This is a genomic window from Paenibacillus sp. LHD-117, assembly GCF_030929555.1.
In the GTDB taxonomy this organism is placed as follows: Bacteria; Bacillota; Bacilli; order Paenibacillales; family Paenibacillaceae; genus Pristimantibacillus.
On record NZ_JAVFVT010000009.1, the window covers coordinates 16617 to 36703 of the forward strand.

10 protein-coding genes and 2 pseudogenes are annotated in these 20087 nt (G+C 57.4%); 4 read left to right on the plus strand and 8 right to left on the minus strand.

Going from position 1 to position 20087, the window contains the following annotated elements; translation table 11 throughout:
- Positions 1 to 60: 60 nt before the first annotated feature.
- The gene (locus RB620_RS08795; RefSeq protein WP_308093558.1) at positions 61 to 1599 is read right to left on the minus strand and encodes a sulfatase family protein; all 1539 of its coding nucleotides are present in this window, start codon (positions 1597 to 1599) and stop codon (positions 61 to 63) included.
- A gap of 116 nt (positions 1600 to 1715) precedes the next feature.
- On the opposite strand from RB620_RS08795, the gene RB620_RS08800 reads away from it, so the two are divergent.
- Both RB620_RS08800 and RB620_RS08805 read left to right on the plus strand, forming a co-directional pair.
- Positions 1716 to 2588, plus strand: a complete 873-nt coding sequence (locus RB620_RS08800) for an AraC family transcriptional regulator (RefSeq protein ID WP_308093560.1) — start codon at positions 1716 to 1718, stop codon at positions 2586 to 2588.
- 24 nt (positions 2589 to 2612) lie between these two features.
- Positions 2613 to 3083 (plus strand): GNAT family N-acetyltransferase, encoded by a 471-nt coding sequence (locus tag RB620_RS08805; protein WP_308093562.1) that lies wholly within the window; start codon positions 2613 to 2615, stop codon positions 3081 to 3083.
- A 76-nt stretch (positions 3084 to 3159) separates the two neighbouring features.
- Here RB620_RS08805 and RB620_RS08810 read toward each other — a convergent pair whose 3' ends face one another.
- The 3 genes and pseudogenes from RB620_RS08810 to RB620_RS08815 all read right to left on the minus strand — a co-directional run.
- Positions 3160 to 3531, minus strand: a complete 372-nt coding sequence (locus RB620_RS08810; protein ID WP_308093774.1) for a discoidin domain-containing protein — start codon at positions 3529 to 3531, stop codon at positions 3160 to 3162.
- A gap of 60 nt (positions 3532 to 3591) precedes the next feature.
- A pseudogene (locus tag RB620_RS30315) lies at positions 3592 to 3801 on the minus strand (fibronectin type III domain-containing protein); the annotation flags it as partial.
- Positions 3802 to 3819: 18 nt separating this feature from the next.
- Positions 3820 to 5031: pseudogene (locus RB620_RS08815) on the minus strand (family 8 glycosyl hydrolase); the annotation flags it as partial.
- Between the two features lie 334 nt (positions 5032 to 5365).
- Here RB620_RS08815 and RB620_RS08820 point away from each other — a divergent pair.
- Complete coding sequence (locus tag RB620_RS08820) at positions 5366 to 6223, plus strand: AraC family transcriptional regulator (protein ID WP_308093564.1); 858 nt, start codon at positions 5366 to 5368, stop codon at positions 6221 to 6223.
- 404 nt (positions 6224 to 6627) lie between these two features.
- Here RB620_RS08820 and RB620_RS08825 read toward each other — a convergent pair whose 3' ends face one another.
- A complete protein-coding gene (locus RB620_RS08825; RefSeq protein ID WP_308093566.1) occupies positions 6628 to 8718 on the minus strand; it encodes an ABC transporter ATP-binding protein in 2091 nt (696 codons plus the stop codon).
- A complete protein-coding gene (locus RB620_RS08830; protein WP_308093568.1) occupies positions 8702 to 10462 on the minus strand; it encodes an ABC transporter ATP-binding protein in 1761 nt (586 codons plus the stop codon). Before RB620_RS08830 ends, RB620_RS08825 begins: the two co-directional genes overlap by 17 nt.
- Positions 10463 to 10787: 325 nt before the next feature.
- Here RB620_RS08830 and RB620_RS08835 point away from each other — a divergent pair, with 325 nt between their 5' ends.
- Complete coding sequence (locus tag RB620_RS08835) at positions 10788 to 18584, plus strand: cadherin-like beta sandwich domain-containing protein (RefSeq protein WP_308093570.1); 7797 nt, start codon at positions 10788 to 10790, stop codon at positions 18582 to 18584.
- 70 nt (positions 18585 to 18654) lie between these two features.
- On the opposite strand, the gene RB620_RS08840 is transcribed toward RB620_RS08835, so the two are convergent.
- Both RB620_RS08840 and RB620_RS08845 read right to left on the minus strand, forming a co-directional pair.
- A complete protein-coding gene (locus tag RB620_RS08840) occupies positions 18655 to 19704 on the minus strand; it encodes a M42 family metallopeptidase (protein WP_308093571.1) in 1050 nt (349 codons plus the stop codon).
- A gap of 253 nt (positions 19705 to 19957) precedes the next feature.
- The gene (locus RB620_RS08845) at positions 19958 to 20086 is read right to left on the minus strand and encodes a hypothetical protein (protein ID WP_308093572.1); all 129 of its coding nucleotides are present in this window, start codon (positions 20084 to 20086) and stop codon (positions 19958 to 19960) included.
- Position 20087 lies beyond the last annotated feature (1 nt).

Consider the following 20087-nt stretch of genomic DNA (forward strand, 5'->3'; position numbering starts at 1 on the left):
ATCACGCGGCTCTGCTCGCCGTGCTTGCGAAGGCATTCAATAGAAGAACGGATTAAACCATTAAGCGTGCCAAATCCTAGGCATCGGCATGGCCTCTTTGCCCAGCTCGGCCCATATATACTTGAGAAGAAGCTCCGACTTCAGACCGGCGTAAGACGGATCATCCCAAAGATTGCTCAGTTCTCCGGGATCCTCTTGCAAGTCGAAGATCTCTCCGTAGGTCCTGTTATAGTAGACGGTAATTTTGTAACGTTCGTCGACGTAGGTTTTCTGGTGAATCGTCGTCGGTTCATGCCTGAACTCGCAGATCGCATGATCCCTCGCGCTTCCTTTGCGCCCGAGCCATACGTCCTTCTGATCGACTCCCGTCATGGCATGCGGAATCGGAATATCGCAGAACGACAGAAAAGTCGGCGCAAGATCGACCAGCGACTGAATGGAATGCGAGACGGCCCCGGCCGGCACCTGGCCCGGATACCGAACGATAAACGGCAGCTTGATCAGATCCTCGTAATGGAAGCCGCCTTTTTGCTGCAAGCCGTGTTGTCCGAAGAAATGGCCGTGATCCGTCGTGAACACGACGACCGTGTTCTCGGCGATTCCTAAATCGTCGAGCTTATCCATAATACGTCCGATATATTTGTCCATCAGACTGATCATGCCGTAATAGACCGCTACCAGCTTCTTCCGGTCGTAGTCGGTCAGCTTCTTCCGATCGCCGTAGACGTATTCGTTATGGGAACCGTAGCCGTGGATGCCGTACCCACTCTCCTTCCATGCGGAGAAATCCGGGTCGTCCTCCTGCGTCATGCGGAAGTGCGGCGGATTCCGGTCATGCTCGCCAGGCGCGGCGCCCGGGATCGTTAGACTGTCCGGATCGTACATCGTATCCCATGGCTCCGGCGCAAGGTATTCCGGATGCGGGTCGAAAAAGCTCGACCAGAGGAAAAATGGCTCGTCGTTTTCCCTGTATTGCTCCATCATCGCGTTCGTTCGCTCCGCGATCCACGTATTGTAATGGTATTGCTCCGGAATCGGCCATTTGTACGTTTGGTTCGGATCCATCGTGCCAGTCGGCGCCAAGAAATAATCCCGCCAGTTGGCGCAGCCCTTCTCCTCCATCCATAACGCGTAATGCTGGCCGACATGCGCCTCGTTCGTATGGTTGCGCGCCAGCTCCGCATGGTCGAAGCCGTAGAAAGGTTCGTCGAATCGCTTCCACTTCTCCAAATCCTGCAGGACGGGGTACGCCTCAAGCGACGGGTACTCTTCCGTGGACTTCAGCGGCTGGAAATGCGCTTTGCCGATCAAGGCGGTGCGATACCCCGCCGCGCGGAAATCCTCGCCCACCGTATGGCGATCCTCCAGCAGCTTCGTGCCGAGCGTCCAAGCGCCGTGCTGGCTAGGATGCATGCCCGTAATGATCGAGGCGCGCGTAGGCGTGCAGGTCGGGTTCGGGCAATACGCGCGCGCGAAGGTTGTTCCTTCCCTGACGAGACGATCCAGATTCGGAGTATGAAGCTCCTCGTTGAAAGCCCCGATCGTATTCCAATGCTGTTGGTCGCTCGTAATCAACAAAATGTTAGGTTTCTTCTTCATCCATTCATCGCCTCCTATGATAAAATTATAAATAAACGGTCCCAACCATGGACATATCTCAATGTTGGGAATGCCTATCATTTTGTCAGGAAAGCTGCTAGAAGGAGAGGGCGACGATGCACTGGAAGGACGACATGCACGAGCGCGTGGAATTTCTCTATCATACGCCTAGCCCCTATGAATTGGGCGAGAAGGTATGGGTTGTGCGCGGGGGACAGAGCATCACGAAGCCGAGCTACCACGTGGGGCCGAAGCGGATGGACTGTTACAGTCTGCATGCCGTGACGGAAGGCAAGCTTGTCCTAAGGGATGGCAGCCGGGAGTTCGGACTCTCCGGAGGGGATTTGTTCTGCAAGTACAAAGGTCGTTCGTACATATACCATCGGGATGCCGGCTGCAAAAGCTTGACGCTTTGCTGGCTCGCCTTCGACGGACCGGGCGCGGAAACCTTGCTTCTCGAGGCCGGCTTCACGCCGGAAGATCCGTTCGTCCGCGGCCGGTTTGGCGCTTCGCTTCAAACCTCGCTGACCGAGCTGTTCCAGCTGATCCGCGGCACGCAGTCGAGCGAGAATCTGCGCCATTCGCTCGACATGCAGAGCGCCTTGCTCCGGTTCTTCGCCTGCCTGATGGAGCCGAAGCCGGATTACAGCCGTTCCCCGTCCATGGAATGGGTACGGCAGAGCGTCCGTTACATCGAGCTGCACGCGGCGGAAGGACTGTCCGTCGAGCAATTGGCCGCGCTGGCCGGCATAAGCCGAACGTACTTCTCGACCGCATTTGCCGAACAGGTGGGGATCTCGCCGCTTCGATATATTGCGAGAGTTCGGATGGACAAAGCGGCCAAGCTGCTAGGCGAGTCCACGGCATCCATCGCGGAGATTGCCTATTCGCTCGGCTACGCGAATCCGTTCGCCTTCACGCGGGCTTTCGCCGCTCATAACGGGATGCCGCCGTCCGAATATCGAAGGCGGCTCCGGCAGCAAATGTAAAACCAATAGGAAGGAAGAATCTCTATGATCGCGACGAGCCCCATCTCCCCGGTGGACGAAGAATTTCTCTTCTTGTTGTACGCCAACGTTAGAGAGCCCGAGATGCAGGCATCCGGCTTCGACGAGACGATGAAGCAAGCTTTCCTGCGGATGCAGTGGAACGCCCAGCGCGCCGCCTATGCGATGCGTTACCCTCACGCAAACCATGAACGGATTCTCGTAGAGAACGTTCCTGTCGGAAGGATGCTCACGAACCGATCGGACACGGAGCTTCGCCTCGTCGACCTCTCGATTCTATCGGCCTATCGCAACCGCGGCTTCGGCACGCATCTGTTAGAAGCTTTGAAGCAGGAGGCGTCTGCCTCTCGTCTCACTCTGTCTCTTAGCGTTTTGCGCGGCAACCCTGCAAGGCGCCTGTACGAGCGGATGGGGTTCGCTTCCGCCGGCGGTGACGATGTGTACGAACAGATGAATTGGTCGTTGCCGCCGATATAAAAAAACAGGGATCATCCCTTAGGCCTGCATCAGACCCGTCGGGACAATCCCTATTGTTATGTTCCAAGCTATGAACTTATGAGCCGTACACCTCGAACTCGAACAGCGAGTAGCCGTATGCGGTTCCTCTGACCGTTCCGTGCATTCTTACGTATCTGGCGTTCGTCTGGGCGAATGAGATTTGATCCACCCCACCGTTGCCGCTGGTCGTCGTATAGACATCGGTCCAGCTTGTGCCGTTCGTCGATACTTGAATCTTGTAACTGGAAGCGTACGCGGCCTCCCAAGTTAACTTGACGGAGTTGATCGACTTCGTCGTTCCCAAATCGACGCGGACCCACTGCGGATCGACGCCTTCCACGCTCGCCCATCTCGTGCCAGCATTGCCGTCGAATGCCTTGCCCGCTTCGAAGCCAGCGCCTTCGATGGAGCTTGCCGTTGCCGTCATATTCAGCGCCAGATTCGTTGACGCCGCTTGCGTCGTTGCGCTCGCGGTGTTGCTGTTGCCCGATAGATTGCCCGCCGCGTCGATTGCTCTCACGGTATAGCTGTACGAAGTGCTTGCGCTAAGGCCGGAATCGGCATAGGATGTGCCCGAAGCCGTTCCAACCAGCGTACCGCCCCGGTAAATCCGGTAACCCGTCACGCCGACGTTGTCCGTGGACGCGTTCCAGCTCAAGTTGATCGCGCTGCTCGACGCCGCCGTTGCCGACAATCCGCTTGGCGCGCTTGGCGCTTGCGTATCGCTGGCCGATGCGACCGGCTTCCACCAGTTGCCGCTCAGGTACAGCATCGTCAGCATATTGTAAGAATCGCTAAAGTAGCTTTCCTTCTTGTTCTTCATCCAATCCCAGCCCGCGTTGACCCAGGCCTGGTTGCCGCTGCTTGCCGTGCCGGCCGCGATGAACGGAGACACGAATACCGCCGTCGCGTAGCTGCCGATCGTCGTTCCGTTCAGTTGATAGCCGTCGCGAATATTGGCGGGGCTGTTGCTTGCTTTTCCTTTGATCCATGTCGCCATCTTGTCTACGATCGTCTTGCCTCTCGTATCGCCGTACATCGCGTAGTCCATGACGATCCGCAGCGGCACGCGCGCGGCGTTCCAGAAGTACGCGTTCGTTTGTTGAAATTCGTTCAAGAACCATTCCGGAGCAGGCTGCGCGGGGTTGCCCACGACGAAGTCCGAGATCAAGCTGGGCGTCGACGAATGCGAGTTGCTCACTTGATTGTACACATTGTACAGATTATTAATGACGTTCAGCCAAGTCTGGTCTCCCGTGAATTCATGGAAAGCACGGAAATGGCTTAACATCCAGTCCGAAGGCCGTGTATCCAGCGAGCTCTTGGAATCCCAATCGCCCAGGTTGATCCGGTTGTTCGTCGTAACGTTGCTGGCTTTGATGCCGTTCGTAATCATGTTCGTCGCTTCCGCCAAATAATTAACCGTTCCGCTCGATCCCCACTGCTTATGAGCCAGCAGAAGCGAATAGGCGATGTCCAGATCGCCGTCCGTCGCAGAGCCGAAATGCCCCTGGGCTCCCGCGTCGTCCGCGACGACCCAGCCCATCAGGTTAGAATTGCCCGAGCTCTTGAATGCGCGGGCCGTCTTGAACAAGCCGTTGTAGATTGTCTGCGCGTTCGGATCATGCCCTGCCATCAAGACGGTAATAATCATCCCGTAGCCTTGGCCCTCCGAAGTTCCAAGCGGCGTATATCCGTCGGCGTCGCCGGTAATTTCCCCTTTTACATAGTAACCGCCTGGAAGGGAAGACAGATTGTTTTTCAAATAGGTAGCTTTCCAGTAATCGTAATAGGCCGCCACAGCGGAGTTCATGGCGGATTGCGTCACATGGTTCGGCTTAATGATGCCGCTGTAGCTGACTTGCTGCGGGAACGGTTTCGCTTCGCCGGCCGCGTGGACAACTTCGTTTTTGGGTACCGGGATAGCCATGATGACAAAAAGCAACGTACACAAAGTCATAACAATCAATTTTCTCATCGTATTCGCATAACGCAATAAAAACGCCTCCTAAAGGTTTTGATGGGGACCGAGCCGAGAAGCCTTGCTCCTCCTTTCACTCAAAAGTTAAAGCGCTTAAACTTTTATCCCAAAAAAATAAACCTGATCTGAGGTGCAACCCTATAATAGCATGACTTGGAAAAGTTGCAAATCAATTTTTGTTCGGCGTCCCCATGTTCCGAACCGTCCTTTGTTTGGTACACTGTAATAAGAATGCTTGCCGCCTTAAACGCGGGAGGCCCCACGGACGGAGGACGCGATCATGACCAAACCATGGGAACTTATGCGCGACATGAACCGAATGAATTTCAAAATCATGCTTGCGGGGCATTCCCAGAAACCCGCCGGCTGGCGCAACGGCCCTTATGCACACCGCTTCCACAGCCTGTGGCTCATGTCCAAAGGCAAAGCTACGTTCGTCTTGAACGGAACCGCCTACGCGGCGGAGCCGGGCAAGCTGTTCGCTTTGGCCCCCGGCATGGTCGTCGAGCGGATCAACGAAGGGGAAGGACCGATCGAATTCTTTTTTATCCGATTCGCTTACGCGGTGTCCGCGTTCGAGGAGGACGGCAGCTGGACGTTCGCGGACGACGGCGAATTGCCGTTCCCCCTGTCCGGCAGTTATTCCATGCAGAACATCCCCCCGCTCCTCAACGCGTTCGAGCAAGTGCTGGAGCTGACGAAACATCGCGGACAGATCGTCCAGATGCGGCAGCGCATCCTGTTCCTCGACATTCTAACCCTCATCGTCTCCGACCTCCGTTCGCAGATCGTGACGGGACATACCAATGCGATGATCGAGACGACGATCGATTACATGGTAGGACACTATGCGGAAAACATGACCGTGGAGGAGCTGGCCAAGATGGCGGGCATGAGCAGCAGCCATTATTCCCGGCTGTTCAAGAAATACGCCAGCGCCAGCCCGATCCACTACTTGACCCAGCTTCGCATGGACCGGGCCAAAGAGCTGCTGATCCTGTCTGACTACAAGCTGAAGGCCGTCGCCCAGAGCATCGGGTACGAGGACGAGCTGTACTTCAGCCGCTTGTTCAAAAAATTTACCGGCCAATCGCCGTCGCAATATGCCAAGACGCATAAGGCCGCGCCGAACGGCTAGTTCGCCCTCGGCACGACCTCAGTCAGATCATCGCCGACCGTTCAACGATTTAGTTTAACGATCCTAAACTTGTTACCATAGCGGTTGTTCTTACATGCTAACGGAAGCAGCCAACGTTATTCGGCTCATTTTGTTCGTTTTGATTTTCTAACGGAAGTGCGGGGCCTTATTTATGTTTCTCAGCCTGTAAAAACGCCATTTTCAATGGAATAGGTGCTCACAGTTCCGTTAGATTTCCATTTAGGCTCATAATCGCAAATTAGGGGCGCTGATTTCCGTTAGATCATCGAATGGTTACGGTCATTTCGGAGCGATTTCCATCCAGGCTCATAATCGCAAAATAAGAGCGCTGGGCTCCGTTGCTAGATAAAATCGAATGGTTACGGCCATTTCGGAGCGATCTGCTAGTTCGCCCTCGGCACGGGCACGGCGGCGACGCGTTGTTCCTTCGCGCCTTCGTTGTTTTGCAGATCGTAAAGCTTGCGGTACACCCCCCCGCGCCGCATCAAAGCGTCGTGGTCGCCCATTTCCTGGATGCGTCCTTTGTCGAGCACGACGATGTTGTCCGCGTGGCGGATCGTCGACAGCCGGTGCGCCACGATCAGCGTCGTCCGGCCGCTGGACAGTCGCATCAGCCCCTTCTGCAGCTTTTCCTCCGTCTCCGTGTCGATATGGGAGGTCGCTTCGTCCAGGATCAGAATATCCGGATCGCTGACGTAGACACGCAGGAATGCCAGCAGCTGCTGCTGGCCGGAGGACAGCTTGATACCCTGTTCGCCGACCGGCGTTTCGTACCCGAGAGGCAGCCGCTCGATAAAGTCGTCCATCTCCAGCTCCTTCGCCGCCCGCCGAATTTCCTCGTCCGTCAGCTCCGCGCGGTTCATCCGGATGTTGTCGTAAATATTGCCCGTAAACACGAACGAATCCTGCTGAATCACGCCGACGGCATCCCTCAGCTGCTCCAGCTTGTAATCCCTAACCTCAATCCCATCCAGTTTGAGGCTGCCCTTCTGGATGTCGTAAAACCGGTTGACGAGACCGATGATCGAGCTTTTCCCCGCTCCCGTCGCGCCCACGAACGCTACCGTTTCCCCTTGCTTGATGTCGAAGCTGATATCCTTCAGCACCCACTCTTCCGCGTCGTACGCGAACCAAGCCCGCTCGAACCGGATGTCTCCCTTCATCGGCCGCTCGACATCCTTCGCGTTCTCGCCGTTCACGATCGCCGGTTTCTCCTCCATCAGCTCGAAGATGCGCTCCGCCGACGCGAGCGCCGTCTGGATTTGGGTATAACGGTCGGCGAGCGCCGTAAGCGGCTGGAAAAATTGCCGAACGTATGTCGTGAACGCGTACACGACGCCGAACGTCGCGCCCGCGGCCAGCACCGAGTGCCCGCCGTACCAGACGACAAGCGCGAGCGCCAAATTGCCGACGAAGCCGATCATCGGGTTGAAGATGGAGTTGTTGACGCTGCCCCTCATGCCGGCGCGGTAATGCTCGTCGTTCAGCTTTGCGAAATCGTCCAGCTGCTGCTTCTCGCGCGTGAACATTTGGACGATCGCCATGCCGCTCAAGCTTTCCGCCAGGAAGGAGTTGAGCCTGGACAACATGACCCTCGTGACGCGCTGCGCATCCCGAATGATGCCCTTGAAGAAGAAGGTAACCGCCACGAGCAGCGGAATAACCGCGAACGACACGAGCGCCAGCTTCACGTTCAGCACCAGCATAATGCCCGCAATGCCACCCAGCAGCAGCAGCTCCTTTGCCAAATTGACGATGACCTGGGAGTACAGCTGGTTGACGGCTTCCACGTCATGCGCGACGCGCGTCACGAGCCGTCCGACCGGGTTGCGGTCGTAATAGGCTGTTTGAAGCTTCGACAAGTGGCTGAACATCCGGTTGCGCATGTCGAAAATAATCTGCTGCCCCGTATTCGACAAGATCACGGACTGCCAGTACGTAAAGATGCCCGCGACCGCCACGTTCAGCACGAAGAGGGCAGCGATGACGGCAAGTCCGGCGTAGTCCTGCTTGCGGAAGGCGGCCGTCTCCTCTTTCGACAACGCGCGGCCGTCATCGGCCGCCTGCTCCCCTTCATTCGCGCTCCAGCCTTCCTGCAAGTAATAAGTCCCTTCGCTCGAGGCGATTCTCGCCTGGAAGACGCCCTCCGGCCAAGGCCGCTCATCCTGATGCACCCGATAATACGTCCGCTCCCCCAGCTTGACCGGCTTTCCGTACGCGCGTGGATCTTCCGCTAAACTTGCCAGGGCGGCGGTGTCCGCCACGTACGCCATCGGCTTCAGCACGCCGTTGATTCGGTCGTCGATGGCCGTTTTCACAAGTAAGGGCTGAGTGACGGCCGCGGCCGCGATCAGTAAAGCGAATAAGAAGGAGATGACGAGGCTCCGCCAGTACGGAACGGCAAAAGCCAACATTTTGCGCCATAACCAAGCGTCCTTCACGCCGGTCAGCCGGCGTTCATTGTGAATATCCAAAGGAACCCTCCATTCCGACTTTCATCGTCTGCTTATTGTACGTGGACGCGTAAAGCCCTCCCAGTCTCATTAACGAAGCATGGTCGCCTCTCTCCACGATACGCCCTTGATCCATGACGACGATCTGATCGGCATGCCGGATCGCGGACAATCGATGGCTCGTAATGATCGTCGTCCGCTCCTTCATGACTCGCTTCAACCCTTCCAAAATCCGCTCCTCCGTCTCGGCGTCCACAGCTGACAGGCTATCGTCGAAGACGAGGATGGACGGGGCTTTGATAAGCGCCCTCGCAATGCTGACGCGCTGGCGTTGGCCGCCCGACAGAGACACCCCGCGTTCGCCCAGCGACGTGTCAAATTTCCAGGGAAATTCCACGATGTTGTCGTACACCTGCGCGACTTTGGCAGCTTCCTGGATATCTTCCTGCGCGTAGCCACCGGGATGGAACGCGATGTTGCCCGCAATCGTCGTGGAGAACAGCATATGCTCCTGCGGCACGAAGCCGACGGACTCGCGGAGCTGCACCAGCGGGATGTCCATGATGTCGTGCCCGTCGATTCGAATCGCGCCATGCGGCGGATTGTATAAGCGAAGCAGCAGGTTCACCAGGGTCGTCTTGCCGCTGCCCACCTTACCCACGATCGCGAGGCTGCTGCCCTGCGGCACGGTAAGGCGAATGTTCTCCAGCGCCGCCCGCTTCTGGCCGGGATAACGGAACGTCAGCCCGTCGACTTCGATCATGCCTTTGATTTCCTCCACGCGCGCAACCCCCTCGGCGTCCGACACGGACGGCTCCGTATCCAGGATGTGGCGCAGCCTCGTGTCCACCGCCTTGCCCCGCTGCAGAATATTGATGACCTTGCCCAAGTTTTCGATAGGCGCGATCAGCATGGTGAGATACGTATTAAAGGCGACGAAATCGCCCATGCCGATGCTGCCCCTCATGACGAGAAGACCGCCGAACACGACGGACAGCAGGTAGCTGACCCCAACGACTGCGGAGCTGATCGCCGAGAAAAACGAGTTGGATTGGTTCAGCCTGCGGTTCGTCTCCAGGTTGTTCCGGTTGTCTTCCTTGAACTTCTCGATCTCTGGCCGCTCCTGAACGTAAGCCTTCACGACGCGAATGCCTGCGCAAAATTCCTGCACGCGGCTCGTTAACTGGCCGACCGCCTCCTGCGCCAGCGTCGTCCGGTGCTCGATCTCGCCCCGGAACCGATAGGCGAGATAAGTAAGCGCAGGCAGCGGCAGCAGCACGAGCAGCGTCAATCCGATGTGGACGGTGCCCGCCATTGCCGTAATCGCGACACCGATCAGCACGACGGCTTCGATCGTCGAGAACACGCCCATCATGCCGACCTCGCGCATGATATTGATGTCGTTCACGGCATGGCTCATCAAGTCGCCGATCCGCTGTTTGCCGAAGTATTCGCTGGACAAGCTCTCCCACTTCACGAACAGCCGTTTCCGAATGTGTTTCTCCAGCAGTCGGGCCAGCCGGAACAAATAAATGCGCCCCGTCGATCGGAAGAAGGCCGACAGAAAACCGACCAGCACGATCCATAACGCGATCGTCATAATCTGGCCCGCCGTGATGTTTTCCTGCACGAGATCGGCGAAATGCCCGAGCAGTTGGGGAATCACCAGTTGAAGCAAACAGGATATGGACAATAATACCGCGCCAAAGAAATAGTGCAATTTATGGTTCAACAGGTGCTCTTTGAATAGCGGCTTCGATTTCACCGTTATCCCCCCTCTTTTTCGCTATGGCATTAAGTTTACTCCTCTTCCAACTGATAAAACATGGATATTCAAACTCAGTTTCATGGATTATTCTGCTCTAACCAGCCCTTCGACTTTTACAAACCCTTTAGTTCACGCTAACGTTCAACGAACAACACAACCATAAACTACAAGTAAATAATAAATAAACCAACATAATTAACGGCATTAATTTGTGGATTATGTTGGAATTGTTGAAAGGAGGGTAGGAGTCGAATTCACGTTTCGATATCCGCGTCGACCGAAGTTTTGATCATCCATTCGAAAGTATAAGGAGGCATTTCTTTTGTTCGTTTCCAAAAAAATCGTTGCCGCCGCCATGGCCTGCACGCTGGCGTGCTCCATCTTGTCCGCCGCGGCTCCGGCCGGCTATCCGCTCTCCGCATCGCCGATCTACGCCGCGGGGCCGGTGGACAAGCCCGTGCCGTCGTCGCCCCCTGGCCGTTACGAACAGTCGGTCAGCGTCTCGCTTAGCAGTTCCACTCCGGATGCCAACATCTATTACACGTTGGACGGCATGCTCCCCGACGAGACCAGTCCCCTCTATAACGGCGCTCCGATCGTCCTGACGGATTCGGCCAATCTCTCCGTCATCGCCGAGAAGGACGGCGTATGGAGCGAAGCCGCTTCCTTCGGATACATTGTGAAGACGACCGAGCAGCCGCTGCTCGAGTTCGTTGCCATGTCCGACGTCCACATCGGCCCCGGAAGGGCGGAGCAAGACGCGCAAGTCCGCGCGCTCTATGACAGCAACTTCGACGTCATCTCGTCCATCTTCCCGAATCCGGACGCGATTCTGCTGAACGGCGACAACATCAACGACAACTGGAACGGGCTTGGCCCGCATCACGCGTTCGTCACAACCATTTTCCAAGAACAGCTCGCCCGCAAAGGCTGGACCGATGCGACGAAGGTCCGGTTCGCCATCGGCAATCACGACGCCACCGTCGCCGAAGCGCGGCAGTATTATCCGGCGGACTGGTTCACGGACCAGGCGAACGGCTACTACGAGCAAACGATCGAAGGGTATTCGTTCTTCTTCCTGAACGGCAACAATTACAACGGCGACACGGGGCAGCGCAACTGGCTGAAGGGCCGGCTGGCCGAGCTGACCGCGGATCCCGCGAATATGAACAAGCCGATCTTCATTACGGTTCATCAGCCCGTCAGCGGCACGGTCATGGACGGACAACAGGCATCCAATCCGAATCTGTACGCGGATTTGAAGGATTATCCGCAGGCGATCGTGTTATCGGGGCATTCCCATCTCAACATCAACGACGACCGCTCCGTGCACCAGAAAGACTTCACATCGGTCAATCTGGGTTCGATGTCGTACATCGAAGTCGATCACGGCTATTCCGCCATCACGGAAGAAGGCCTCATGGACAACCGGTTCACCATGCCTCAGAGCCAAGCCCAATTCATCGAAGTGTACGCGGACCGTATCGAGATCGAGCGCGTAGCGTTCAACGCGGACGCGGACACGACGTACTTGAACGGCGTCTGGCAAGGGGGCGGTGACGCGCCGTTCAACAGCGCCGGATCGCTCGCGGGCGACCGGTGGGTCGTGGAGCTTAAGGGCAGCACGAAGGAAGAAATCAAAAACAACTTCGTGTACACGGACGCCAACCGGAACAAAGTAGCGCCGCAATTCCCGGCGAATCCGGAACTCGCCGTAACCGCGGCTGCGGACGAAAATCCCCTGCTCTCGTTCAGGCAAGCCAAGGACGACCAGTCCATGCATCATTACGAAATCAAATCGATGGACGCGCGCACGGGCGAAACGGCGAAAACATACAACGTGCTGTCGGAATACTACGTATCCCCGACGCCGAACCGCCTGCGCATTCCGCTCAGCGGCCTGAAGGAAGCTACGAGCTACATTTTTACGGTGACGGGCGTGGACGCTTACGGCAACCGAAGCGCAAAGCTTCAGACGTCCTTCAAAACTGCGGGGTCGGCACCCGAAATTACGCCAATCGATCCCGATACGATGTGGGTCGGACTCGTATCCGACATGAAGTTAGACGATAGTCTTGCCGAATCGGCGAACGGCGCAACGGGCGCGGCCACGCAGGCAGGCAGCGTCACCTATGTCGAAGGTAAAGCCGGCAAAGCCGTCAGCATCGCCGCTGGTTCCGCCAATCATATCGACATGGGCAACCGTTCCGATCTGAAGTTCGGCAGCGGCAGCTTCACCGTCTCGTTCTGGCATAAGGGCAACCTGGCGGGCGATCAGACGGTCGTCTCCAACAAGGACTGGGGCTCGGGCGGCAACGTCGGCTGGTACATCGGGCCGCGAATCGCGGGATCCATGTCGCTTAACATGGGCAACGGCGCAGGCGGACGGATCGATTCGGATGCGGGAGCCGGGACGGAATGGCATCATTACACCGTATCCGTCGATCGCGCGGCCGGCACGTCCAAGATCTACGTCGACGGCGTCGAGCAAGCTTCCAAGAGTCTTGCCACGCTCGGAACGTCGAGCATGGACACGCCTTACAACGTCATCATCGGAGCGGACGGCAAGAAGGGCTACGGTGGGGCTGCGGTTACGCTCGATGAGCTGAAGATCTGGAACCGCGCGCTGACGGCGACGGAAGCTAAGGCGTTGTCCGACTCGTACTTGTCGGAAACCGTGCTCTATACGTTCGAGCAATTAACGGACAAAATTTCCGAAGCCGACGCTTTCGCCGCGTACGTCGGTTCGACGGCGGGCGTATCGGTTCCCGCGCAGACGCTGGTCGAATTGTCCTCCCGCTTAACGGCTGCCAAAGCAATCGCTTCCGGCGAAGATGCGGAGACGATCGACCAAGCCTACATCGATCTGATGTGGGCGCTGAAGTACGCGCAGGAGGCTGTTGTCTACGACTTTATTCCGAAGTTGTCGTTCGCGATCGACTCGTTTAGCTCCTATGCCGACAACGAGAATGCCTACGCCTCCAACATTCTGGACGGCTTGACGTCGACGATATGGCATACCAAATGGCAAGCTCCCGTGCCGAATTTCCCGCATTGGGTAATCGTTGACATGAAAAACACGTTCAAGCTGAGCGGCATTCAGCGCACGAGCCGTCTGAGCCAGAGCGCGCTGGAATTCCCGAAGGCATTTGAGCTGTACGCGTCGGACAACCTGGCCGATCTGAGCGATCCCGCATATCTCGGCGATGCGGCCAATCGGGCAAGCGGCACCTTCGGCAAAACGTGGGCCGGCAACGTCTACCGCGATTTCGTGGCGCTGGATAAGCCGGTGGAAGGACGATACGTCAAGTTCCTCGTAACGGGGACTTACGGCGCGTCCGGCACATTCACGAGCATGAGCGAAATCGACTTCACGGGCGAGGCCGTCGTTCATGATCATGCTGCTCTGACCGACCTGAAAGTGGACGGAGCGCAGGTCGAAGGCTTCGCCTCCGACAAGCTGAATTACTCAGTGAACGTCGCAAACGAAGCAACATCCGTAGAAGTGACGTTCGAGAAGGCCGATGCCGATGCTGCCGTCGAAGTAACGGGCGCGGACAGCCTGAAGGTAGGCGCGAACTCTGTGACGGTCGCAGTGTCCGCGCATGGCGAGACGAATGTCTATACGATCGAGGTTAACCGCGCGGCATCTGCGGACCACGCGCTTTATCTCCCGTTCGAGAATAGCCTGACGGACTACTCCCCGAGCAAGCTGGCGGCTGCCGCGCAAGGCAGCCCGGCATACGTGGAAGGGCGGATCGGCAACGGGCTGGAGCTGAAAACGACTAGCGCGGCGGATAAACAATTTTTTAATCTAGGCAAACCGGATTCCCTGCAATTCGGCACCGGCACCGACTTCACGCTTTCGTTCTGGATCAAATCGAACGCGGTGTCGGGCGATCCTTCCATTATTTCCAATAAAAATTGGAATTCTGGATCCAACGTTGGTTATATTCTGGCGCTGGTAGGCAGCGGCATGAAGTGGAACTACAATACGCAAGGCGGCACGCGGGCGGATACGGATATCCCGAACGTCGCGGACGGCAGCTGGCACCACATTGCCGTGTCTCACGACCGTACGGCGGGTAAGGTCTACTTCTACAAGGACGGCAGCCTGGTCAAACAGGTGTCCATTGGAAATCGAACGGGAACGATCGATTCCGGCCTGAATACAATCATCGGCAACGACGGCACGGGCAACTACGATCAGAAGAATCAAATCCAGCTGGATAACGTGCAGATCCTCAGAAAAGCCGTATCCGCAGAGGAGGTAGCGGCGGACTACGGCATTGCTCCTCCGATCGAGCTGGACGAGACGTTTAAGGGCTCCCTGAACTTGATTGGCGCCCAGCATTCGGTACAAGGTGCGCAGTTCCACTACAATTTGGATTTGCGCACGCCGGACATGGAGACGCGCATTGACAAGATCAACGTGGAGATCGCGTACAACAGCGACAAATTCCGGTTCGCCGGCGCGACGAACGCGACGAAGGCGGACGCCTCGGCGCCGGGTATCGTCAAGCTGGAACTAACGGGCGGAGCCGTCTATAGCGAGTCCGATCCGCTCGAGTACGCGGTATCCCGAATTTCGGAGCTGCGATTCGATACGCTCGCAGAGTCGGGCAATGGCTCGATTGCGATATCGAACGCGGAGTTCTTCTTCGGAAACACGAAATACGAGATCGACACGTTGAACAAAGGCACGGCGAACGTGCAGATCCACGCTAAAGCGACGGAAGACCTGAACAAGGACGGTTACGTCACGATCGGGGACGTCGCCTTGGGACAAGGCTTAACGGACGAAGCGCTGCAAGCCATCGCGGACAAGGCGGAATACAAGCCTTACAAGCGCGTGGTCGTCATCGGCATCGACGGCGGCGGCGCATCGATCCGCAAGGAGGCGCCTTATTGGGAAACGCCAAGCTCCCAGAAGGAACAGGTCGGGGATCGGCTGAACATTCCGAACATCCGCGGCATCGTGGAGGACGGCGCGGCCAGCTACACGGCGCAGACGACGATTCCGTCCAGTTCTTCCCCGAACTGGGGAGCGATGATGGGCGGCGTCGGGTACGAGAAACACGGCCTGTACAACGACGATACGGCGAAATACACGTATAGCGAAACATGGGAATATACGACGGTGTTCAAAAAGTTAAGAGAATACCTGCCCTCGAACAAGCTTGCCGCCTTCACCACCTGGGGCAATATCGTCCAAGGGCACTACGAGCCTTCCGTCGGCGTAGAAGGCAACATTGGCAACGGCGATGCGGGAACCGTAGACTCGTTCATCTCCTATGTCGAAGCTGGCAAAGCCCGCGACAGCGCCCTGATGTTTTTCCAGCTGGATGAGCTGGACGGCGCCGGACACGGGAGCGGATTTTACACGAAGGGGTATTACGAGAAGCTCAAGGCGATCGACGTGCAGGTTGGCCGGATCTACGACACGCTTGAAAGCAACGATCTCCTCGAAGATACGTTGATCGTGATTCTGCCGGATCACGGCGGCGGGACCGAGAACGCGAACGGCACGCTCGGCAGCCCGGGCAGCCACGGGCAAGACTCTCCGCTGGCGAAGACGATTTTCTTCGCGGCTAACGGCCGCACGGTCGCTAACGACGAGGCAAGCGGAATGGAGAAAATCCTGCAAGGCGGCGCGACGCGCGACTTGCCGGCAACAATTCTGACGGCGCTCGGATTAAATCCGACGCTAGGCGATTCGCAAATCATCGACGGCATGTTTACGCCTCAAGCGGAATTAAACGAGGCGGGTGCCGAGAATCTGGTATTGACGAAAGTATCGAACGGAGTAACCGGATCGATTAGCGGCTATGAGCTTTCGGTTAACGGTCTGCGAGGAGACGCGGCGGCGATCGACTTGCTGGTTGAGTCGGAAGCGTTGACGATCGATTCGGTCGAACCGCTCCAAGCAGGCGTTCAAGTGCTTCGCAGCGAAACGGCCGACGGGAAAACGCGCATCGTATTGGCAGCGCAAAGCTCCGTCGTGGTCGATTCGCCGATCGTGAAACTGAACGTCACCGCCGAGGCGGGCGCGAGCGCAAACCTAGCGGAAGCGATGATTGCCGATGCCGCGGGACGCGAGACAATGCCGAATCTGAAGTCCTCGGAACGGACGGAAATAAGCGGCAACGCCAAGTTGTCCGATCTGCTGGTGAACGGAGCGATGGTGAGCGGTTTCTCGCCGGATACGCATAGCTATACGGTTCGTGTTCCTTATCAAGTGACCGTCGCTAACATCGGTTACGTCACGGAAGACGGAACGGCGACGGCAGTCGTAGACGGCGGAGCAGAGCTGCAAGTTGGCGACAACGACGTAACGGTCACGGTAACCGCCCAGAACGGGACGGTCATCGTCTACGGCGTGACGATCACCCGGGCCGAGGAAGCTCTTCCTAGCGACGCATCCCTGCTTGACCTGCGCGTGAACGGCACGACGCTGGCCGACTTCGAGCCGGGCGTACTGGAATACGCCTTGACGGTTCCTTACGAAACGACGGTAACCGGCATCACCTATACGACGGCCGATCCGCTCGCGACGGTCGCGGTGGCGGGCGGGAAATCGCTCGCGGTCGGCGACAACGACGTGACGGTCACCGTCACGGCCCAGGACGGTACGACGAAGCAGTCGTATACCATTGTCGTGACCAGACAAGCCGAAGTTTTGTCTTCGAACGCCAGCCTGCAGGATCTGAAAGTAAACGGGACTACGGTATCCGGTTTTGCGCCGGACACGCTTAGCTATACCGTCTCCGTATCCCATAACACAACGGTCGCCAATGTGACCTACCTGGCCCAACATCCTGCGGCAACCGCTGCCGTCACGGGCGGCGCTAGCTTGAACGTAGGTTCGAATGCCGTAACGGTTCTGGTAACGGCGGAGGACGGCACGACAAAAACGTATACGGTGACCGTTCATCGCGCCGATGCTCCAACTACGACTCCGATCGATCCGCCGGTAACCCCTCCGGTGAAGCCAGTCCTGCCTGAGGGCGCGGTCGAGATTGACGAGGAGCAATGGAACGAAGAACATCCGTCGGTTAACGTAGAGCTGCCGGAAGGGAAAAACCAAGTGGTTATTCCCGCGGAACAAACGGAGCAGTTGAACGGCCGTCCGCTCCAAGTTCAATCGGGCAACGCCTCGCTGGAAGTGCCTGCCGAATTGCTGGAGGCGCTGAACGCCCTGCTGCCCGAAGCAGATCGGTCCGGCGCGATCACGGTGAAGATCGACCCGGTTGCGGATTCCGAAGCGGAAGACGCCATTCGGGAAGCAGGACGCAACCATAACGCCACTTACCTGCTTGGCGGCAAAATGGTGGATCTGTCGATCTATTCGACCGACACGAATGGCAACCGCCATCAGCTGAAGGAATTCCCTCAGCCGGTTGTCGTGAAATTCCCGATTCCGGAAGGCATGGATCCTAGGCTCGCGGGCATCTATCATATTCAGGAAGACGGCACCTTGGTCTACATGGGCGGAACGCTCACGGACGACGGCACGGCGGTGATCGTCGAGCTGAGCCACTTCAGCGAATACGCCCTGCTGTCGATGGAAAAAATGTACGACGACTTGCCTGCCTCCCATTGGGCATACGATACGATTAAGGAACTGTCGGCAAAAGGGATCGTCACAGGCGTGACGGAGAATTCGTTCGCGCCGAACCAAGACGTCACTCGCGCCGAGTTCGCGGCACTGCTGGCAAGAACGCTTGGCCTGCGCGCAAGTGGAGAGACAACGTTCGGCGACGTGGCTTCAGACGCCTGGTATGCCGATGAAGTAGCCGCGGCTTATGAAGCCGGCATCGTCAAGGGCTTCGAAGACGGCCGTTTCGCGCCGGATCAAACCATCACGCGCGAAGAGATGGCGATCATGATCGTCCGTGCCTTCGAGCATGCAACCGGCAAGAAGCTGGATGCGGGAGCATCGGCAACCATCGCGGACGAGTCGTCCATCAGCGAATGGGCTTTGGCGCAGGTGAAAACCGCGCTTGCCGCGAAGCTGCTGAACGGCCGGGACAACGGCAGGTTCGCTCCGGCCGATCCCACGAATCGCGCGGAAGCGGCGCAAGCCATTCATAACTTATTCGCTTTGCTAACGAAATAAAAACGTAAAAGGAGCCGCAACAGAGTCTCGTAGACTCTGCCGCGGCTCCTCTTTTTTTGCCCGCTATTCGCTATTCGATCACGTAAGCCAGCAGCAGCGCGGCGGTGTTCACGACCGCGTCCTTGTGCGTCCGCTCCATGCTGTGCGAAGCGTGAACGCCGGGTCCGAGCAGCGCCGCACGGATGTTGCTGCCACCGTGAAGCGCCGCGGTCGCATCCGAGCCGTATCGCGGATAGATGTCCACCGCATACGGCAGCTGCTCTCGCTTCGCGAGCTCGATCAGCCGCGTCGTCATCCCGTAATCGTACGGTCCGCCGGAGTCTTTGGCACAGATGGAGACATGCCGCTCCGATCCGGACAGATCGTCGCCGAGCGCGCCCATGTCGACCGCGATCAGCTCCGTGATGTCCTGCGGAATATACGCGTTGCCGTGACCGACCTCCTCGTACGTCGAGATGATCAGCTTCAGCGTATGTTTTGGCGTACGGCCTTCGCGCCTCAGCCATTCCATCAGCCCGAACAGCGCCGCCACGCTTGCCTTGTCGTCCAAATGGCGCGACTTGATCCAGCCATTATCCAGCACGCGCGTGCGCGGATCCCACGAAATAAAATCGCCCACGGAGATGCCCAGCTTCTCCGTATCTTCCTTGGACTTCACCGTTTCGTCGATGCGGATTTCCATGGCCGCCTCCTCCCGTTTCGCGTCGCGGGAGTCGACATAGACGTGGACCGACGGCTTCGTCGTGAGCACGGTGCCTTCGTATTTGCGCCCGTCACGCGTGTGGATAAGGCAATATTCGCCCTCCACGCTCTGCATGTCGTAGCCGCCGATCGGCGTGAAACGAAGCATGCCGCTCGACTTGATCGACCTTACCATCGCGCCGAGCGTATCGACATGCGCGGAGATGCCGACGACCGTCGAAGGATCCTCGCCGGGAATCGTAATGATGCCCACGCCCTTCGGCGTCTGCTCCATCGTATACCCCAGCTTGCCAACCTCCTCGCCAACGTAACGCATAATGTCCATGCAATAGCCGCTCGGGCTTGGGATGGCGAGAAGCGTCTTCAATTGATTTACGATATAATCCGCATCTAATTGCGGTTTCAGTGGATTCGACATTCGTCCAGTTCCTCTCTTCTTCTCCCTGCAGGGATTGCTGCCGCGCTTCGCTCTATTGTAGCTTTTCGGCCGGTCCGGTTTCAATCCGGGCAGTCTGGATTCGGGCGCAAAAAACACCGAAGGATCGCCCCTCCGGCATTTTTTTCTCTTCGATTCGGTTTCTTCGGATGATCTCCTTGGTTGCCAAACTACACGTCTAATCGAATCTCTCTGCCCTGCTCGGCTGATTGATAGATGGCCGACAAGATGCGAATCATGCCCGCTCCACCGAAACATCGCACACGGCGCTAATCTCGACGTCCGGGGACGATAGCCAGCCTTTCATGTGGGCATGCTTCAGAATGCCGCCAACGCCGATAATGCCCAGCTTCAGCTTAGCCACG